This is a genomic window from Duganella sp. 1411 (genome assembly GCF_017833525.1).
Classification (GTDB): Bacteria; Pseudomonadota; Gammaproteobacteria; order Burkholderiales; family Burkholderiaceae_D; genus Rugamonas.
In genome coordinates, this window is the sequence record NZ_JAFICD010000004.1 from 300,806 (window position 1) to 320,275 (window position 19,470).

Here is a 19,470-nt window from a genome sequence, read left to right on the forward strand (position 1 = left end):
CCGGTTCGCCGTAGCGCGCTATTAATTTGCGGATGAGCCCGATTACTGGCAATAAAATTCAACTTCCCCCGGAAAAACTGAATGAAATTCCGGGTCTGGTGCGGTCGACAATACGATCGCTCGCACCAATTCAGCCCAGCATTTGCCCGATCCGGTGCCAAACGCCGTCCGGCACATACAACAGCAAGGCGGTCATGGTCATGTAGCGCAACAGTTTGCCGACGGCCATGTAGGCCACGCTGGGCCAGAAAGGCAGCTTGAGCCAGCCGCCCAAGGTGCACAGCGGATCGCCGATGCCGGGCAACCAGGCCAGCAGCATGGTCTTGGCGCCGTAGCGCTCGAGCCAGTGGAACCAGCGGCTCTTGCGTTCCTTGGCGAAGGTGGTCTTGGCCTGGTAGCCGATCCAGTAATCGACGGCGCCGCCGAGGGTATTGCCGACGGTGGCCACGGCGATGGCGCTCCAGAACAGCTCCGGGTTGGCCTTGATCACCGCAAACACCGCCGGTTCCGAGCCCAGCGGCACCAGGGTGGCGGACACAAAACTGATGAGGAAGACCGATGTCAGGCCCACTTCCGGCGCGGCGAGCACGTTGAGCAGCCAGGCGATTGCAGATTCGATCATCGGTTTCTTTAGCGGGACGAAAGGTGTCCATTATAATGATCCGCACACCGCACGATTGAACAGCCCGGTCCTTGCCCACCGGCATCGGACCCGCGCCCCTGCCCGACCCGGTCACCCGCCGGATAGTTAGCATCGAACAACCGCGGAACCCTCCGGGGTCAAGTCTAACATTCATACACGGGCTGTGCCCTAGCCGCAGCGACGGCACAGCCCGTGTTGGAATGTTAGACTTGACCCCAACGGTTCCGGCCCTCTGGAATCACTGTTTGCAGACTATGACTATCGACTATCTGAAGAAAATCCTGACCGCGCGCGTCTATGACGTCGCTGATGAAACCCCGCTGGAACTCGCGCCGACCTTGTCGCAGCGCTACGAGAACCGAATTTATTTCAAGCGCGAGGACATGCAGAGCGTGTTCAGCTTCAAGATTCGCGGCGCCTACAACAAGATGGCCCACCTGAGCGACGCCCAGCGCAAACGCGGCGTCATCTGCGCCTCGGCCGGCAACCACGCCCAGGGCGTGGCGCTGTCGGCAGCCAAGCTGGGCTGCCGCGCGCTGATCGTCATGCCGACCACCACCCCGCAGGTCAAGATCGACGCCGTCAAGGCGCGCGGCGGCGCCGACGTCGAGGTGGTGCTGCACGGCGAGTCCTATACCGATGCCTACAACCACGCGCTGACGCTGGAGCAGGAACAGAAGCTGACCTTCGTCCATCCGTTCGACGATCCGGACGTCATCGCCGGCCAGGGCACCATCGGCATGGAGATCCTGCGCCAGCATTCCGGCCCCATCCACGCGATCTTCGTGGCCATCGGCGGCGGCGGACTGATCGCGGGCGTGGCGTCGTACGTCAAGGCGATCCGCCCCGATATCAAGATCATCGGCGTGCAGACCATCGATTCGGACGCCATGGCCCGCAGCATCAAGGCCGGCGAACGCGTGACCCTGGCCGATGTCGGCCTGTTCTCCGACGGCACCGCCGTGCGCCTGGTGGGCGAGGAGACCTTCCGCATCGCCCGCGAGCTGGTCGACGACATCATCATCGTCGACACCGACGCCATCAGCGCCGCCATCAAGGACGTGTTCACCGACACGCGCAGCATCCTGGAGCCGGCCGGCGCGCTGGCCATCGCCGGCGCCAAGGCCTACATCGAACGCGCGGCCATGACCAAGGAGCCGATCAAGAACGAGACGCTGGTCACCATCGCCTGCGGCGCCAACATGAATTTCGACCGCCTGCGCTTTGTTGCCGAGCGCGCTGAACTGGGCGAGGCGCGCGAGGCGGTGTTCGCCGTCACCTTGCCCGAGCAGCGCGGCAGCTTCAAGCGCTTCTGCTCGCTGGTGGGGCCGCGCAATGTGACCGAGTTCAACTACCGCATCAGCGACAAGGACGAGGCCCACGTGTTCGTCGGCGTGCAGATCGCCGATCGCGGCGAGTCCGGCGGCCTGGCGCGCAAGTTCGAGGAGCACGGCTTCAGGACCTTGGACCTGACCCACGACGAGCTGGCCAAGGCCCACATCCGCCACCTGGTCGGCGGCAAGAGCGGGCTGGCCAAGGACGAGCTGCTGTACCGCTTCGAGTTCCCGGAGCGCCCGGGCGCGCTGATGCGCTTCCTCGACAGCATGGCGCCGAACTGGAACATCTCGCTGTGCCATTACCGCAGCCAGGGCGGCGACGTCGGCCGCATCCTGATCGGCCTGCAGGTGCCGGCCGGGGAGATGGACGCGTTCGCGCAGTTCCTCACCACGCTCGGCTACCGCTATTGGGATGAGAGCGCCAATCCGGTGTACAAGCTGTTCCTGGGCTAGGCACCCCGCAATCACCCGACCACGGAGACACGTAGGGCGGATTAGCGTAGCGTAATCCGCCATTGCATGCGTCACCGACGGCTCATGCAATGGTGGATTACGGCGTTCCGCCTAATCCGCCCTACGTGCCTCCGTGGCCATGCCCCGGGCACTCCGCAGTGAATTAGGCTACCATTTCACCTTTGCCGATTCAAAGCCCGCCATGACCAACTCCGCCGACCTGTCCCCGCTGGGAAAAACCTCCGCCTACCGCACCGATTACGCGCCGGAGCTGCTGTTTCCCATCCCGCGCCAGGGCAAGCGCGACGAGCTGGGCCTGAGCGGCACCCTGCCCTTCTTCGGCGTCGACATTTGGAACGCCTACGAGATCTCCTGGCTCAACCAGCGCGGCAAGCCGCAGGTGGCGATCGCGCGCGTGACCTTCCCGGCCGATTCGCCCAACATCATCGAATCGAAATCCTTCAAGCTCTACCTGAACTCGTTCAACCAGACCCGCCTCGACAACGTGGCGGCGCTCAAGGCGCTGCTGCAGCAGGATTTGACCGAGGCGGCCGGCGCCAGCGTCCACATCGCCATCACCCAGCCGGAGGAATTTGGCATGATCGCGATGGGCGAACTCGACGGCCTGCTGCTGGACCGCCTCGACATCGAGGTCGACAACTACAGCCCGTCGCCGCAACTGCTCAAGGCCGCCCACGACGAGGAGCCGGTCGAGGAAAAGCTGGTGTCGCACCTGCTCAAGTCGAACTGCCTGGTCACCGGCCAGCCCGACTGGGCCAGCGTGCAGATCCACTACGCCGGCCCGCAAATCGACCAGGAAAGCTTGCTGAAATACCTGATCGGTTTCCGCGAGCACAACGAGTTCCACGAGCAATGCGTCGAACGCATCTTCGTCGACATCCTGCGCCAGTGCGCGCCGCAACAGCTGGCGGTGTACGCGCGCTACACGCGGCGCGGCGGGCTCGACATCAATCCCTGGCGCAGCAATTTCAGCACGGCACAGAGACCGCCCAACCTGCGCGGCGCGCGTCAGTAGCGCGAATCAGGCGTATGATGTGACCAATGGTGCGACTTTCACAAGAAACTAGCTCATCTGTTGAAAAACGCGAAAAATCGGAAAAACGCATCGGTTTGCGGCAAAAAACCGGCGTTTCCCGGCTTTTTTGCGCATAAATAGCAAATGCTTTCTGCGGTGCATTTCTAATAACACCCGGGACGCCGCGGCGCGCCCGGCGCCGGGCCAGAATGCAACGCCGGGACGAGCGATTTCATGTTACATAGCGCACAAACAAGCCTATAATTCGGCGGCGTCCCGCGTTTCTCGCAACACCTTATGTCGTCTTATGAATAACCTGAGCAAAATACTCTCCCTCGAAAACGTCCTCCTTGACCTGGAAGTGTCCAGCAAGAAGCGGGCATTCGAGCAGGCCGGCCTGATCTTCGAAAACAATTGCGGCATCGCCCGCTCCACCGTCTCGGACAACCTGTTCGCGCGCGAGCGCCTCGGTTCCACCGGGCTCGGTCATGGCGTGGCCGTGCCGCACGGCCGCATCAAGGGCATGAAGAGCCTGAAGTCGCCGCTGGCCGCGTTCGTCCGCCTGGCCGAGCCGATCCCGTTCGAGTCGCCCGACGGCAAGCCGGTCAATCTGCTGTTCTTCCTGCTGATCCCGGACCACGTCACCCAGCAGCACCTCGAGATCCTCTCGGAGATCGCCGAGATGTTCTCCGACGACGCCTTCCGCACCGCGCTGAGCACCGACCCGGACCCGAAATCGGTGCACTCGCGCATCATCAATTGGATGCCGAGCCTGCAGGCCGCCGGCTGACCGTTCCGACGCGAAGTGGCTGGCGAGCATGGGTTGCCGGACAATAGGTTAAACTAAGGGCGTAGCCCCACCTTAGTCCAACCTCTAGATAAGACGACCCATGCTGCAAACGCCGCTGACGATACAAAGGCTTTACGACGACAATCGCGAGAGTTTGCAGCTCGGCTGGTTCGCCGGTTTCCCCGGCGGCGAGCGCCTCATTTCCGGCGACGTGGCGTCGGCCGCCGACCAGGTCGGCCACCTCAACACCATCCACCCGGGCCGCATCCAGGTCTTCGGACACCAGGAAATCAATTACTACCAGCGGCTCAAGGCGCTCACGCGCGCCCACGTCATCGGCGAGCTGATCGCTGGCGGGCCGCCGGCGCTGATCATCGCCCAGGGACTGGAAACGCCGCCCGACATCCTCGCCATCTGCGACGAGAAAAACATCCCGCTGTTCTCCACGCCGTTACCCGCCGCACAGGTGATCGACTTCCTGCGCGTGTATCTTTCCAAGAAGCTGGCGCAACGCATCATCATGCACGGCGTGTTCATGGACGTGCTGGGCGTGGGCGTGCTGATCACCGGCGACTCCGGCCTCGGCAAGAGCGAGCTGGGCCTGGAGCTGATTTCCCGCTCGCACGGGCTGGTGGCCGACGACGCGGTCGAGTTCTCGCGCATCGCGCCGAACATGATCGAGGGCCGCTGCCCGGCCCTGCTGCAGAACCTGCTGGAGGTGCGCGGGCTGGGCCTGCTGGACATCAAGGCGATCTTCGGCGAGACGGCGGTGCGCCGCAAGATGCGCCTGAAACTGATCGTGCATCTGGTGCGCCGTGGCGCGCTGGAGGAGGAAGTGGAGCGGCTGCCGTTCCAGTTCCCGACCGAGGACGTGCTGGGCCTGCCGATCCGCAAGGTGGTGATCCCGGTGGCGGCCGGCCGCAACATCGCCGTGCTGCTGGAGGCCGCCGTGCGCAACACGATCCTGCAATTGCGCGGCATCGACACACTCCAGGAGTTCATGGAGCGGCAACGGCAAGCCATGAGCGGAGACTAATATGCGTATCGTCCTCATCACCGGCATCTCGGGCTCCGGCAAATCGGTGGCCTTGAACGTGCTCGAAGACACCGGCCACTATTGCGTCGACAACCTGCCGCCGGCGCTGCTGTCGAACCTGGTCGCAACCCTGGCCGAGGAAGGCTTGCAGGCGCTGGCGGTGGCGGTCGACGCCCGCAGCGCCGAATCGCTGGCCTCGCTGCCGGCCGACGTCAAGCGGCTGCGCGAAGAGGGGCACGACGTCAAGGTCATGTTCCTGACCGCGAACACGCACTCGCTGGTGGCGCGCTTCTCGGAAACGCGCCGCAGCCATCCGCTGTCGCACGAGCTGCGTCCGGGGCAGAACCCGGCCGCGCGCCGCACCTTGATCGAATGCATCATGGAGGAGCGCGAGCGGCTGTCGGCGATCGAACAGCTGGGCCACGTGGTCGACACGTCGGAGCTGAGCGCCAACAAGCTGCGCGCCTGGGTCAAGGATCTGGTGGCCAGCGAGGGCGCGCCGCTGACCTTGTTCTTCGAATCGTTCGCCTTCAAGCTGGGCGTGCCGATGGACGCCGATTTCGTGTTCGACGTGCGGGCGCTGCCGAATCCGTACTACGATTTGACGTTGCGCCCGCTCACGGGCCGCGACGCGCCGGTGATCGATTTCCTCGACGCCCAGCCGAGCGCCATCGAGATGCTGGGCGATATCCGCGCGTTCGTCGAGAAGTGGCTGCCGTTCTTTAAGACCGATAATCGCAGTTATCTGACCGTGGCGCTGGGTTGTACGGGCGGGCAACACCGCTCGGTGTATATGGCGGAGAAGCTGGCGGCGTATTTCCATCCCAACGAACGCGTGGTGCTGCGGCACCGCGAACAATGACCGTAACATAGGGCACGTGGAAACACGTGGAAACACGTAGGGCGGATTAGGCGGAACGCCGTAATCCGCCATGGTTGAGCCGTCGACGGCGCATGCATGGCGGATTACGCTTCGCTAATCCGCCCTACGTGTTTCCGTGGTTTCCCTGGTTTCTGTGTTTCCAAGATGCCGCAGCGGATGCGCGTAATCCGGCCACACCGGCTCGAACAAACTCCGCACCATCTCCCCGCTCACCTGCTCCAACGACGGCGGCTGCCATTTCGGCGCGCCATCCTTGTCGATGACCAGCGCGCGCACACCTTCGATCACCTCGCCGTGCTCGAAGACACGGCGCACCAGCGCGCGCTCCATGCGCAGGCAGCCGGCCATGTCCAGCCCCGCGCCGCGCTGGATCAACTCGTGCGTGACGCACATCATCAACGGCGAACGGGTCGCCATCATCGCCACCGTGGCGCGCGCGAACTCGCCGCCGTCCGCCTCCAGCGAGGCGACGATGGCCGGCACCGATCCGGCGCCGAAGTGGCGGTCGATGTCGGCGCGCCGCGCCTTCAGCTTGCCCGCCCCGGCGGCGTCCCTGAACGGCTGCGCGAAGGCCGCCAGCGCCTCGACCAGCTCCGCGCCCGCTGTCGACTCCAGTATCGCGTCCAGCAACTCGAGCTCGTCGGTGGGCACGTAGTGGTCGGCCAGGCCGGCGTACAGCGCGTCGGCCGCGCCCATCGTCGCCCCGGTCACGCCCAGATACAGCCCCAGCCCGCCCGGCGCGCGCGACAGGAAATAGCTGCCGCCGACATCCGGGAACAGGCCGATGTTCACCTCCGGCATCGCCATCTTCGTGCGCCCGGTGACGATGCGCACCCGGCTGTCCGGGCCGCTCTGCGCGATGCCCATGCCGCCGCCCATCACCACCCCGTCCATCAGCGCGATGTAGGGCTTGGGATAGCGGTGCACCAGGTGGTTGAGCGCGTATTCCTCGGTGAAGAAATCCTCGATCAGCGCGCTGCCGCCCTGTGGCGTGGCGCGGCCGGCCTCATAAAAAAAACGGATGTCGCCGCCGGCGCAGAACGCCTTCTCGCCGCTGCTGCGGATGACCACGGCGGCGACGTCGGCATCGTCGCGCCACGCCAGCAGCGCGGCCGTGATGGCGCGCAGCATCGGCAACGACAGCGAGTTCAACGCCTCGGGCCGGTCCAGTGTGATGAAGCCGGTGCCGTTGATGATGCCGGTGTGGACCAATTCGCTCATGATGCCGCCTTACGTGAAAACCAATCAACCCCGCGTGCTTGCAGCGAGACGCTCGCCGCACCTCATTGGGGTCGGACCCTCCTGGGTCCGACCCCGCCTGGCCGTGCGGGTCAACGCCTATTCTACCGCCACTTGGGCGCGCCCCGGCGCGCCGGCGAAACGGCATAAATTGTTTTCATCGTATCGGCGGCGGACACAAAAAAGGGCGCCCTTGCGCCCTTTGTTGGGTGGTGCCGGTGGCCGTTGTTATAGGGCGGCGGCAGCGGGTTCGTAGCTATCCGGGAGATGCTTGATCGCATCGTGGCCGTGCTGCTGAACTTTGGATTTGTATTTCATGACCTGGCGGTCAAGCTTGTCGACCAGGGTGTCGATGGCGGCGTACAGGTCTTGCGAGAGGCTTTCCACGTACACGGTTTTACCCGACATGCGCAGATTGATTTCAGCCTTTTGGCGCTTGGATTTCTCTTTAAGGTTATCTACAGTCAGGATGACAGCAATATCAATAACTTGATCGAAGTGACGAGTGACACGTTCCAGTTTGCTCTGTACGTATTCGCGGATGGCCGCGGTCACTTCGAGATGATGTCCACTGATGGTCAGATTCATACACGCTCCTAAAGATAAATGTCGCTTACGGTCAGTGCCGCGCCCATTGCTGCCGGGCGCACAGTGACCAAGTCACTACAAAGACTTGCGGAGACTGACGGGAGGGATTTTCAACGCTTCGCGATATTTGGCAACAGTCCGTCGCGCAATCACCATGCCTTGTTCTCCCAGCATGTCCGCAATCTTACTGTCGGATAAAGGATTTTTAGGGTCTTCAGCTCCTGTCAATTGCACTATCAAGGCCCGTATCGCCGTCGAACTTGCTTCACCGCCCGCTTCGGTGGCGACATGGCTACCAAAGAAATATTTCAACTCAAACATGCCGTGCGGCGTCAGCATGTACTTTTGAGTCGTCACCCGAGAAATAGTGCTCTCGTGTAAACCCAGTGTATCAGCAATTTCGCGAAGCACAAGGGGCCGCATCGCGACGGCGCCGTGCGAGAAAAAGTTCTTTTGTCTTTCTACTATCGCTTGCGCCACGCGCAGGATGGTGTCGAAGCGCTGGCGCATGTTCTTGATCAGCCACTTGGCCTCCTGCAGCTGGGCGCCCATCGCGCCCTCGCCCTTGCCCTGCTTGAGCAGGTTGGCGTACATGGCGTTGACGCGCAGGCGCGGCATGACGTCGTTGTTGAGGCTGACCTGCCAGCCGTTGCGCGCCTTCTTGACGATCACGTCCGGCACCACGTAGTCGGACACGTCCGACGCGAACGCCGAGCCCGGATGCGGATTGCACAGCCGGATCACCGCCTGCGCCTCGCGCAGGTCCTCGTCGTCGCACACCAGCGCTTTCTTCAGCTTGTTGAAATCGCGCTGGGCGAACCAGGTCAGATGGTTTTCGACGATGGTCAGCGCCATGCGCCGCGTCACCAGGGCGATGCCGGGCAGGCGCTTGATCTGCAGCGCCAGGCACTCGGCGGCGTTGCGCGCGCCCACGCCCATCGGATCAAAGCTCTGCAGCATCGACAGGGCCGTGCGCAGTTCGTCGAGCTCGACTTCCAGTTCCTCCGGCAGGCGCGCGTGGATCTCCTCCAGCGGCTCCTCCAGGTAGCCGTTCTCGTCGAGCGCGTCGATGATCAGCTCGACGAGCGCGCGGTCGCGCATCTCCAGCACCGTCACCCGCATCTGCTCCATCAGGTGTTCGCGCAGGGTGCAGTGGTTGGCCTCCAGCTGCGGACGGGCGTCCTCGTCGTCGGGGGCCTTGCTGCGGCCGGCGTCGCTCCAGTCGACATCGGTCTCGCCGCTGCTGCTTTCGGTATCGGCGGCCGGGCCGTCGTAGGTGTCGGCCTCGGCCGGGGCGGCGCCGTCCTGCTGGGTCGGCGGGCCCTCGGGCGGCGCCTCGCCGGCCGGCGCCTGCTGGCTGATGGCGCCGTCCGACAGCAGGCGCAGCGAACGGTCGAGCGGGTCGTCGAGGCGCTCGAGCAAGGGGTTATCGGTGAGCAGCTGCTCCAGTTCCTGGTGCAGTTCCAGCGTGGACAGCTGCAGCAGGCGGATCGACTGCTGCAGCTGGGGTGTCAGCGCGAGGTGCTGCGACGTGCGCAGTTGCAATGACTGTTTCATGGGCCTATTTACATCCGGAAGTGTTCACCCAGGTACACGCGGCGCACCGACTCGTCGGCGATGATGTCGTCCGGCCGGCCCGAGGCGAGCACCGAGCCCTGGTTGATGATGTATGCGCGGTCGCAAATGCCCAGCGTCTCGCGCACATTGTGGTCGGTAATGAGGACGCCGATATTGCGTTCCTTGAGGAAGCGCACGATGCGCTGGATCTCAATCACGGCAATCGGGTCGACCCCGGCGAAAGGTTCGTCGAGCAGCACGAAGCGCGGGTTGGTGGCCAGCGCGCGGGCGATCTCCACGCGGCGGCGCTCGCCGCCGGACAGCGACAGCGCCTGGTTCTCGCGCAGCTTTTCGATTTGCAGATCGGCCAGCAGGGTATCGAGCCGTTCATCAATGGCAGCCTTGGATAAAGACTTGCCGTCCACCTTCTGGATTTCGAGGACGGCGCGGATATTCTCCTCCACGGTCAGCTTGCGGAACACCGAAGCCTCCTGTGGCAGGTACGACAGGCCGAGCGAGGCGCGGCGGTGGATCGGCAGCGAGGAGATGTCGACGCCGCTGATGTCGATGGTGCCGGCGTCCGACGGCACCAGGCCGACGATCATGTAGAACGAGGTGGTCTTGCCGGCGCCGTTGGGGCCGAGCAGGCCGACCACTTCGCCGCATTCGACCTGCAACGAGACGTCGTGCACGACCTGGCGCTTGCCGTAGGTCTTTTGCAGGCCGCGCACGATCAGGGTGCTACCGCATGTTGGCTCCATGCTTATTTCCCCGCCGCCGGATTGGTGGCCGGCGCCGGCGCGGGCGCCGGTTTGATGGTCGGCTGGATCACCATGGTGCTGCGGCCCGCGCCAGGCTTGCTCTCGCCGGTCGGGGTGTTCTTGACGGCGAAGAATTCGCGCCGGCTGTCATACGAGATGAACTCGCCGTCGACCTGGCTGGCGGTCTTGCTGCCTTCGAGCTTTTTGATCTGCGCCTTCGAGAACAGCTTGACCAGCTCGGTCCGGCCGTCGTACTCGATGCGGTCGGCGCGGCCCTCGACCCACTGGTCGCCGGCGCCGTCGAGCTTTTGGCGGAAGCTCGCCTGGGTGCCGCCGCCGGCCGTCAGCACCACGAACGAATAGCCTTCCGGGTCCTCGGTGACGACCGCCTTGGGCGACTTCATCAGCAGGGTGCCGCGGGTCAGCACGACGTTGCCGGTGAAGGTCTTGATCTGCTTGACGTCGTCGGCGTCCAGGTTATCGAAGGAAATCTCGGTCGGCTTGTTGGAGTCGGCCTTCTCGGCGTGGGCCGCGCCCAGCGCGGCCAGCAGCAGCGCCGCCGACAGTATCAGTCTTTTCATCATCGTGTCCTTCATGTTTTGTTGGTTCAACGCGGCGCCCGCGGCGGTATCGTGATGGTGCCGCGCCCGCCCAGCTGCAGCTGGCGCGTGGCGTTGTTGGTTTTCATGCCGGTGCCGCTGGAGGTCGCGTTGCCCAGCTTCATCTGCACCGGCGCGTCGGTTTCCATGCGCTCCTCGTCGGGGAACACGGTCAAGGTGCTGGTCTGCAGGCGCATCGCCTCGGCCTGCGGCGTGGCCGGCCGCACCACGTCGACGTTGCCGTTGAGCTTGACGCGCGTGTTGCCCTGGTCGACCCGCGCGGTCTGCGCGTGGATCGTCATCGGCGGCTGCTGGCCCGACAGGCTGTTGAGGAACGGCTTGTCGATGTCGGAGGCGTCGTCGACCGGCCGGTGGGTCAGCTTGTCGCCGGAGATGATGTAGGCGGGCTTGCCCTCCTTGGTCATGCGCACCAGGCTGAAGCGGTCGATGATGTAGTCCGGCTCGTTGGCGAACTGGTCGGCCTGCTGCTCCTGGCCGGACTGGTTGACCACCTGCACCAGCCAAAAGCTGCCGACGGCGACAAACACGCCGATCAGCATGGTCAGCGTCAGTTGCCAGCGATGGGCGGTTCGTTTACGCATGGTTCACTCCGTCACACCATGAATTGCGCCAGCACGCGCTCGTACGTGCCCTGCGCGTGCAGCAACAGCTCGCACACCTCGCGCACCGCGCCGCGCCCGCCGTGCGCCACCGTCACGTGGTGCGCCCGTTCGAGCACTTCCTTGCGCCCGCCCGGCACCGCCACCGCGAAGCCGACCCGCGTCAGGATCGGCAGGTCGACGATGTCGTCGCCGATGAAGCCGACCTGCCCGGCCGTCAGCCCGGTCTTTTCCAGCAGCGCGTGGAACGGCGTTAGCTTGTCGTGGCCGCCCTGGTGCAGGAAGCCGATGCCGAGGTCGGCCGCGCGCTTGACCACCTGCGGCGACGTGCGCGCGCTGATGATGGCCGTTTGCACGCCGGACTCCTGCAACAGCTTGATGCCCAGGCCGTCGTAGACGTTGAACGTCTTCAGGGCCTCGCCGTCGGCGCCGTAATGCAGGCTGCCGTCGGTGAGCACGCCGTCGACGTCGAAGATCATCAGTTTGACGCGCGCGGCGCGTTCCACGTAGGTCGGATCGGCCATCAAATCACCTTTGCGCGGGTCAGGTCGTGGATGTGCAGCGCGCCGACCAGCTTGCCGTCGGCGTCGGTCACCAGCATCTGGTTGATGCGGTGCTGTTCCATCACGGCCACGGCGTCGACCGCCAGTTTGTCCGGCGAGATGCTGCGCGGGTTCGGGTGCATGACGTCGCGGATCACCACCTGCGTGAAGTCCTGCACCTTCTCGATCATGCGGCGCAGGTCGCCGTCGGTGAACACGCCGATCGGCTTGTCGCCGGCGTCGACGATGGCGGTCATGCCCATGCCTTTTTGCGTAATCTCCAGCAACGCGTCCGTCAGTTTCACGTCGGCGCCGACTTTCGGTACGTCCGCGCCGCTGCGCATGACGTCGCGCACGTGCGTCAGCAGCCGCCGGCCCAGCGCGCCGCCCGGATGGGAGCGCGCGAAATCCTCCTCGCGGAAGCCGCGCAGGTCCAGCAGCGCCACGGCCAGCGCGTCGCCCAGCGCCAGCGTGACGGTGGTCGAGGTGGTCGGCGCCAGGTTCATCGGGCAGGCCTCCTTGGCCACGGCCACGTTCAGGTGGACGTCGGCGATGCCCGCCAAGCTCGAGCCGGGCTTGCCGGTCATCGCGATGACCTTGCTGCCCATGCGCTTGACCACCGGCAGGATCGTCATCAGCTCGGCGCTCTCGCCGGAGTACGAGATGGCGATGAAGGCGTCGTCGGCGGTGACCATGCCGAGGTCGCCGTGCGCGGCCTCGGCCGGATGCACGAACAGCGCCGGCGTGCCGGTCGAGGCCAGGGTGGCGGCGATCTTGCGGGCGATGTGGCCGGACTTGCCGATGCCGGACACCACCACCCTACCCTTGCAATTTAGCAACAGTTCAATCGCCTTCGTCACGCTGTCGTCGTCGCCCAGGCGGGCGTTGAGCGCGGCGATGGCGTCGGCCTCGTTTTGCAACGTTTCACGGGCCAGCCGCAAGGCGTGCCCGGCCATTTTTGCGTCGAAAGCTATCAGCATTGTTTTTTCATGGGTTACACTCATACCCAAGTATAGCCGAATTGAGAAAGCAAAAAACCTGCCAGTCAAAACATAACGCCCGACGCCGGCGGCAAACAACTAAATATTATTTTACTGGCTATGTTGAAATGACGTTTTCACCGCTGGAATTAACCCTGATACTGCTGGGCAGCGCCGTGCTGGGCGTGGTCGCCTTCCGCATGATGCACCTGCCGCCGATGCTCGGCTACCTGGCCGTCGGCATCCTGATCGGCCCCCACGCGCTGGGCTGGGCCGAGCAGAGCGAAGCCACCCACGGCCTGGCCGAGTTCGGCGTGGTGTTCCTGATGTTCTCGATCGGCCTCGAATTCTCGCTGCCCAAGCTGATGGCCATGCGCGGCATCGTCTTCGGGCTCGGCCTGGCGCAGGTGGTGCTCACCATCGTCGCCACCATGCTGTTCGGCTGGACCATCGCCACCCAGCTGCCGCCGTCGATCCAGATCGGCTGGCAGGCCTCGTTCGCGCTGGGCGGCGCGCTGGCGATGTCGTCGACCGCCATCGTGGTCAAGCTGCTGACCGAGCGGCTCGAACTGGAAAGCGAACACGGCCGCAAGATCATCGGCATCCTGCTGTTCCAGGATTTGGCCGTGGTGCCGCTGCTGATCCTGATCCCGTCGCTGGGCCAGCGCCCCGACGCGCTGGTCGAGACGCTGGCCTGGGCCGGCGGCAAGGCGGTCATCGTGCTGGCGCTGCTGCTGTTCGTCGGCCACCGGCTGATGCGCGGCTGGTTCACCATCGTCGTCAAGCGCCGCTCGCAGGAGCTGTTCATGCTCAACCTGCTCTTGGTGACCTTGGGCGCGGCGTGGATCACCGAGAAAGCCGGCCTGTCGCTCGCGCTGGGCGCCTTCGTGGCCGGCATGCTCATTTCCGAGACCGAATACAAGCACCAGGTGGAAGAGGACATCAAGCCGTTCCGCGACGTGCTGCTGGGGCTGTTCTTCATCACCGTCGGCATGCTGCTCAACGTCCGCCTGGTGCTGGAGAACTGGTGGCTGGTGCTGGTGTTGCTGGGCGGCCCGGTGCTGCTCAAGTTCGCGCTGATCGCCGGCCTGGCCAAGCTGTTCGGCTCGTCCGACGGCGTCTCGATCCGCACCGGCCTGGCGTTGGCGCAGGCGGGCGAGTTCGGCTTCGTGCTGCTCAACCTGGCCGGCGGCAGCAAGCTGATGGACCCGTTCATCATCCAGGTGGTGCTGGCGTCGATGGTGCTGTCGATGCTGGTGGCGCCGTTCATCATCGCCAAGTCGGACCGGATCGTCATGAAGCTGTCGAGCAACGAGTGGATGATGCAATCCCTGGCGCTAACCAAGATCGCCAGCCGCACCATGGCCACCAGCAAGCACGTGATCGTGGCCGGCTTCGGGCGCAGCGGCCAGAGCCTGGCGACCCTGCTGGGCGAGGAAAACATCGAATACCACGCGCTCGACCTCGACCCGGAGCGGGTGCAGGAGGCGCAGGCGGCCGGCCGGCAAGTGTCGTACGGCGACGCCGCGCGCCGCGAGAGCCTGATCGCGGCCGGCATCTACCGCGCCAGCGCGGTGGTGATCACCTACGCCAGCACGCCGTCGGCGCTCAAGGTGCTGCACCTGGTGCACGAACTGGCGCCGACCCTGCCGGTGATCGTGCGCTCGCACGACGACACCGACCTCGACCGGCTGAAGGCGGCCGGCGCCGCCGAGGTGGTGCCGGAACTGATGGAAGGCAGCCTGATGCTCGCCTCGCACGCGCTGGTGATGCTGGGCGTGCCGCTGCGGCGCGTGGTGCACCGGGTGCAGGCGGCGCGCGAGGAGCGTTACGCGTCGCTGCGCGGCTATTTCCACGGCGCCAGCGACGCCGGCGAGGATTCCGATCTGGAGCGCCTGCACTCGGTCACGTTGAACGGCGGCGCCACCGCCGTCGGCCGCCAGCTCGGCGAGGTCGACCTGGCCGGCGCCGGCGCCGAGGTGACCACCATCCGGCGCGGCAAGGCGCGGCTGGAAGTCGGCCCCGGCACCGTGCTCGAAGAGGGCGACGTGGTGGTGGTGCGCGGCGTGGCCGACGCCGTCGCGCGGGCGGAAAACCGGCTGCTGCGCTAGACAACAGAAGGTTTAACCACCCGCGCTACCCGGCTCAGGGACGCCAGATCAGCGTGCTCCTGGGGTTGATGTCGGTGGCCGAACCGACGGTCGAGGCGGCATCGACGAAGCCGGAGCGGTTGCCGCCGCCCAGGTTCAGGCCGGCGCCGCGGTACTCGACGTCGCCGTACAGGTTCAAGCTGCCGGAGGCGCCCTGGTTCGGCTCGAAGAAGCCCAGCGGGTAGAAGCTGGTGCGCACCTGGGCCGAGCCCGACACGTTGAAGCTGTTATTGCCCCAGTCGCTGCCGGTCGCGCCGACCACGCTCAAGCCGCCCACCGTGCCGCCGGTGACCGCGCCGTTGGCGATGATGGCCTGGTCCTCGATGCGCGCCGTGCCGCTGGCCCGGCCGCCGGGCAGGATGGTGGCGTAGGGCCCGACGTACACGGTCGACGGCGTGCCGGACGGCGCGCAGCCGGCGCCGTTGGGGTGGCGCACGGTGCCGGACGGGCAGGCGTCGCGCTGGCCGTTCTGGAAGCCCTGCGGCCAGGCGTTGGACAGCTCGATCATGTACGGATAGCGCCAGATCGAGTTGTAGTCCTGGTCCCAGACGATGGTCTTGAACACCGACGGCGTGGCCGCCACCACCAGGAACAAGGGCTCGCCCGGATTGACGGCGAACGTCAGGTCGGCGCTCAGGCCCTTCTGCAATTCGCTGCGGCGCGCCGACGTGAACTGCGGGTTGGCCGCCACCAGCGCCCAGCGGAAGTCGGCGTCCGAGCCGGCCTGGTTGACGCCCCGGAACTTGACCGTCACCGTGGTCGCCCCGCTGACCGGATACAGCCGCACGACGTTGTAGCCGAAGCGCTGCGGCGCGCCGTAGAACGGCGAGGCGAAGCGGCGGTTGGTGGCCCAGTTGCCGTCCAGCGCCTCGAGCGGCATCAGCCGGCGCATGCGCTCGGCCTTGTCGGTCAGCGTGATGTTGCCGTAGCTGCTGCGGAAGGCGCCTGGCGTGGCCTTGTAATCCCACACCACGTTGTGCGTGGCCCAGTCGCCGATGAAGTCGTTGAGCTGGGACACGCTCCAGCCGCGCGCGGTCTGGATATTGGTGAACGGGTCCGCCCCCGCCGTGGTCCAGATCTGCGTGACGGCGTCGGCACCGTGCTTGTCCTTCAGGTACTCCATGAACTGCCAGTTGCAGTAGCGGTCGCGCGTCGAACCGAGGTACAAGTGCGGCGCGTTGGGCAGCATCTCGGAGCAATGCACATTGGTTTGGTACTCGGGCAGCTGGTGCGGCGTGAAATTGGCGTGGCTCTCGAAGATCCAGCCGCAAGTGTTCGACCGGTTGCAGGCCATGCCGCCGTTGTAGTTGCTCCACGATTGCCAGCCGTGCGTGAACTCGTGGGTCAGGCCCCAGCGGTCCCGCAGCGCGTCCGGCGCGATCCACATGCCCATGTGCAGCAATCCCTGGTTGTCCACCCACGCGCCGCCGGTCAGCCCCCAGCCGGAGTGGATGTGGATCGCCGGCTTGATCTTGTCGGTGCGGTTGAAGAACGGCTCGGGCATCAGCAGGTTGGCGTTGAACAGGTTTTGCCAGACGGTGTTTTCCAGCGTGTCGGCGGCCAGGGTCAGGTCGGCGGCCGACAACGTTTCATCGGAATAGAAGGCGAAGTGGGCCGATTCCTTGACCAGCCGGAAGCCGGATTGCTCGGGATTGGGCCCGGCGGCGCGCCAGGTGCCGGGCGTGACGGCCGACGCCCGCACGGTCGGGGCCGGGGCCCAGGTGGTGGCGGTGGTGCCGCGGTCGACCGTCGGCGCCTGCGCCCATGCGGTCGTCGGCGGCAAAACACCGATCAGCGCGGCGGCCAGGGTTAAAAAGTGCGGCAAGGTGGACAGCGGGGCATGCTTGGCGCCGGCGGCGCTCGGGCGGATCGTCATGAGCTCATCTCCTGTTATGGGGTGTATGCATCTCAAGCTACCAACAATCATTGGCAACACGATACTAACTAGGAGCACGAGGTTTCCGCAAGTAAACTTTAAGTAAATCGCAATCTTGCCACAACTATCATTTAGGTAGGCAGTCGACGGCGCCGCGGCGCCGATCGGTGGGGAGGGAGCGGGGATGGAGGCGGACGCCGGGCGCCGCCCGGGTCCGGAACGGTGTGATTGCTAGGCGGGCTGGGCCGGCGCCAGGCTGACCACGCGGTTGCGGCCGGCCTCCTTGGCCGCGTACAGCAAGGTGTCGGCCTGGGCCACCCAGGCGCGCGCCACGGCCAGCGGATCGCCCTCGGCGTCGCCGGGGTTGAGGCAGGCCACGCCGATCGACACCGTCACCGACAATTGCAGTTCCGGCGACAGCGCGATCATCGTGCCGGCCACGCTCGAGCGGATGCGCTCGGCCACGAAGGCGGCGCTCTCGAGGTTGGCGTCGATCAGCAGCACGACGAACTCCTCGCCGCCGAAGCGGGCCACCGCGTCCGAGGCGCGCAGCTCGTTCTTGATGCGCGCGGCCACCTCGCGCAGCACCTCGTCGCCGCCGCCGTGGCCGACCGTGTCGTTGACGCGCTTGAAGTGGTCGATGTCGATGTACATGAACGAGATCGGGTACGACTGGCGCCGCGCGCGCGCGATCTCCTCGAGCAGCCGGCGGTCGATGTAGCGGCGGTTGTAGACGCCGGTCAGCGAGTCGGTCAGGCCGATGTACTTGAGCATCTCGTTGCTTATGACGTTTTCCAGGCAGATGGCGATGATCGACGCCATGTGCTCGACGAAGTCGGTGCCGAGGCTGGGCGTGAAGCGGGTCGGGTCGCGGCTGCCCAGGTTCAGGCTGCCGATGATGCGTTTGTTACGCAGCAGCGGCACCAGGGCCACACTTTGCAGCCCGGCCGGCGCGTTCGGAAACGATGGCGCGTGGCGCGCCGCGTGGTACATGCCCAACAGCGGCTTGGGCGGCGCCGCCGCCGGGCCGCGCTGGCCCAGCTCGAGGCCGAGACCGTCGAGGTCCTCGACAAAGATCAGGTCGGGGAAGTCGGCGAACACCACGTCGAGCTTGAGCATGACCTCGCGGATGTCGGCGCCCTCGTCGACCAGCGACAGGGTCACGCTGTCGAGCTCGGAGATCACCGGCAGCACGCGGAAGATGGTGCCGACCAGCTCGGGGAAGTTGGCGGCGCCCACGATGTTCAGGTCGAACGCCTGGTGGCGCGTCATGATCGAGTGGTTGCGCTCGGCCTGCTCCAGCAAATACGCCATGCGCGCGCGCAGCGCCTGGTTTTCGGCCGCCAGATCGCTCGCGCGCGCGGCGTGGTCGGTCTGCGTCGGAACTTTGCCAGTTGCGGTTTGCGTCATAATTGCCCTTACTCTTCACCCGGTTTCATGTCATTGCAACATTACGCCAAGTTGTGCCGCTTGGGAATGCCCCAGGCCGGCTCAAGTGCATTAAAACGCCAGCGTGACGACGATTTCCTGGCCGACCCGCACGCGTTGGCCGTCGCCGGTGATCAGGATGCTGTTCATGCCGAAGCAAATGGCGCCGTCCAGTTCCGGCTTGGCGCGGTAGCCTTGCATCAGGTCGAGCGGGTTGGGGCCGAACACGCCGGTGGCCTGGTCGATCGACGGCATCGGGCAGCGCGGGCACGGCTTGACCGGTTTGAGCAACGCGTCGCCCATCTGGAACGACTCGGCGTAGTCTTCCTCGAAGGCCTCGATGCCGCCGATGACCAGGTTGGGCCGGAAGCGGTTCATCGGAATGGCCTCGCGGCCGGCGCCGCGCAGCTTGTCGTTGAGGTCGTCCAGCGACGACTCGCCCACCACCAGGATCGGGTAGCCGTCCGAGAACAGCGTGGTGGCCGGCACGCCCTTGGTCCAGGTCTCGCTGACGGCGCGGGTGGCGTTGGCGTGGAAGCGCGCCAGCCGGCACGGCACGCCGATCGCCTTGGTGAACCAGTCGGCGGTCAGGTCGTCGCAGTCGTAGGCCAGGATGGTGTGGTCCCAGATTTGCGTCGACAGGGTCGGCGCCAGGTCGGGGTCGGGCAGGCCGAGCGGGATTTCCAGGCGCAGCATGCCGGGCGCGCGCAGCTCCAGCGTGTTGGCTTTCAGCGTGGGAGTGATGAGCGCCATGCGCGGGTGTTCGCGTTGCGTCATGCACACGCCGTCGCCGTCGACGACCATCCATTCGCGGTCGTAAATCTGCTCGGTCATCAGCCCCGCCGTGGTCAGCGTGGCCTCCTGCAGCGACAGGCCGGCGCAGGATTTGATCGGATAGAGCGTGAGGGCGGAAAGGATGGGCATGGGGCGGCACCTCCGTTGGCGGCATCGC

At 65.5% G+C, this 19,470-nt stretch carries 18 protein-coding genes; 6 read left to right on the forward strand and 12 right to left on the reverse strand.

The features are described from left to right. Positions 1–130 precede the first annotated feature (130 nt). The gene (locus JOD97_RS22085; protein WP_209723413.1) at positions 131–622 is read right to left on the reverse strand and encodes a YqaA family protein; all 492 of its coding nucleotides are present in this window, start codon (positions 620–622) and stop codon (positions 131–133) included. 275 nt (positions 623–897) lie between these two features. On the opposite strand from JOD97_RS22085, the gene ilvA reads away from it, so the two are divergent. The 5 genes from ilvA (at position 898) to rapZ (ending at position 6,157) form a co-directional block, all read left to right on the forward strand. Further along, positions 898–2,433 carry a threonine ammonia-lyase, biosynthetic gene (ilvA, locus tag JOD97_RS22090; protein ID WP_209723801.1) on the forward strand — a complete coding sequence of 512 codons (1,536 nt, stop codon included), beginning with the start codon at positions 898–900 and terminating at the stop codon, positions 2,431–2,433. Positions 2,434–2,635: 202 nt separating this feature from the next. Next, complete coding sequence (queF, locus tag JOD97_RS22095) at positions 2,636–3,469, forward strand: NADPH-dependent 7-cyano-7-deazaguanine reductase QueF (RefSeq protein ID WP_209723432.1); 834 nt, start codon at positions 2,636–2,638, stop codon at positions 3,467–3,469. Between the two features lie 307 nt (positions 3,470–3,776). Further along, the gene (locus JOD97_RS22100) at positions 3,777–4,259 is read left to right on the forward strand and encodes a PTS sugar transporter subunit IIA (protein WP_090326235.1); all 483 of its coding nucleotides are present in this window, start codon (positions 3,777–3,779) and stop codon (positions 4,257–4,259) included. A 100-nt stretch (positions 4,260–4,359) separates the two neighbouring features. Further along, on the forward strand, positions 4,360–5,295 hold the full coding sequence (hprK, locus tag JOD97_RS22105; protein WP_090326229.1) for an HPr(Ser) kinase/phosphatase: 936 nt from the start codon (positions 4,360–4,362) through the stop codon (positions 5,293–5,295). Position 5,296: 1 nt separating this feature from the next. Next, positions 5,297–6,157 (forward strand): RNase adapter RapZ, encoded by an 861-nt coding sequence (gene rapZ / locus JOD97_RS22110; protein WP_209723435.1) that lies wholly within the window; start codon positions 5,297–5,299, stop codon positions 6,155–6,157. A 114-nt stretch (positions 6,158–6,271) separates the two neighbouring features. On the opposite strand, the gene JOD97_RS22115 is transcribed toward rapZ, so the two are convergent. The 8 genes from JOD97_RS22115 to JOD97_RS22150 form a co-directional block, all read right to left on the reverse strand. Further along, positions 6,272–7,399, reverse strand: a complete 1,128-nt coding sequence (locus tag JOD97_RS22115; protein WP_209723438.1) for an enoyl-CoA hydratase/isomerase family protein — start codon at positions 7,397–7,399, stop codon at positions 6,272–6,274. Between the two features lie 246 nt (positions 7,400–7,645). Further along, positions 7,646–8,005, reverse strand: coding sequence for a ribosome hibernation-promoting factor, HPF/YfiA family (gene hpf, locus JOD97_RS22120; RefSeq protein ID WP_209723440.1), 360 nt, complete (start codon positions 8,003–8,005; stop codon positions 7,646–7,648). Between the two features lie 75 nt (positions 8,006–8,080). Continuing rightward, positions 8,081–9,562: an RNA polymerase factor sigma-54 gene (locus JOD97_RS22125; protein WP_209723443.1), complete on the reverse strand. Its 1,482-nt coding sequence runs from the start codon at positions 9,560–9,562 to the stop codon at positions 8,081–8,083. Between the two features lie 8 nt (positions 9,563–9,570). Beyond that, positions 9,571–10,323, reverse strand: coding sequence for an LPS export ABC transporter ATP-binding protein (lptB, locus tag JOD97_RS22130; RefSeq protein WP_209723446.1), 753 nt, complete (start codon positions 10,321–10,323; stop codon positions 9,571–9,573). 2 nt (positions 10,324–10,325) lie between these two features. Then, positions 10,326–10,904, reverse strand: coding sequence for a lipopolysaccharide transport periplasmic protein LptA (lptA, locus tag JOD97_RS22135; RefSeq protein WP_209723449.1), 579 nt, complete (start codon positions 10,902–10,904; stop codon positions 10,326–10,328). Positions 10,905–10,930: 26 nt separating this feature from the next. Beyond that, a complete protein-coding gene (lptC, locus tag JOD97_RS22140; RefSeq protein WP_209723452.1) occupies positions 10,931–11,524 on the reverse strand; it encodes an LPS export ABC transporter periplasmic protein LptC in 594 nt (197 codons plus the stop codon). Positions 11,525–11,535: 11 nt separating this feature from the next. Further along, a complete protein-coding gene (locus tag JOD97_RS22145) occupies positions 11,536–12,066 on the reverse strand; it encodes an HAD family hydrolase (RefSeq protein ID WP_209723456.1) in 531 nt (176 codons plus the stop codon). Then, positions 12,066–13,064: an SIS domain-containing protein gene (locus JOD97_RS22150; protein ID WP_209723459.1), complete on the reverse strand. Its 999-nt coding sequence runs from the start codon at positions 13,062–13,064 to the stop codon at positions 12,066–12,068. The genes JOD97_RS22145 and JOD97_RS22150 overlap by 1 nt, the downstream gene beginning before the upstream one ends. A gap of 128 nt (positions 13,065–13,192) precedes the next feature. On the opposite strand from JOD97_RS22150, the gene JOD97_RS22155 reads away from it, so the two are divergent. Then, on the forward strand, positions 13,193–15,175 hold the full coding sequence (locus tag JOD97_RS22155) for a monovalent cation:proton antiporter family protein (RefSeq protein ID WP_209723461.1): 1,983 nt from the start codon (positions 13,193–13,195) through the stop codon (positions 15,173–15,175). A 34-nt stretch (positions 15,176–15,209) separates the two neighbouring features. Here the strand turns inward: JOD97_RS22155 and JOD97_RS22160 are convergent, their stop codons facing one another. The 3 genes from JOD97_RS22160 to JOD97_RS22170 form a co-directional block, all read right to left on the reverse strand. Beyond that, positions 15,210–17,090, reverse strand: coding sequence for a DUF6055 domain-containing protein (locus JOD97_RS22160; protein WP_209723465.1), 1,881 nt, complete (start codon positions 17,088–17,090; stop codon positions 15,210–15,212). Positions 17,091–17,321: 231 nt separating this feature from the next. Then, positions 17,322–18,500, reverse strand: a complete 1,179-nt coding sequence (locus JOD97_RS22165; RefSeq protein WP_209723468.1) for a diguanylate cyclase — start codon at positions 18,498–18,500, stop codon at positions 17,322–17,324. A 90-nt stretch (positions 18,501–18,590) separates the two neighbouring features. Further along, positions 18,591–19,442 carry an MOSC domain-containing protein gene (locus JOD97_RS22170; RefSeq protein WP_209723471.1) on the reverse strand — a complete coding sequence of 284 codons (852 nt, stop codon included), beginning with the start codon at positions 19,440–19,442 and terminating at the stop codon, positions 18,591–18,593. Between the last annotated feature and the right edge of the window lie 28 nt (positions 19,443–19,470).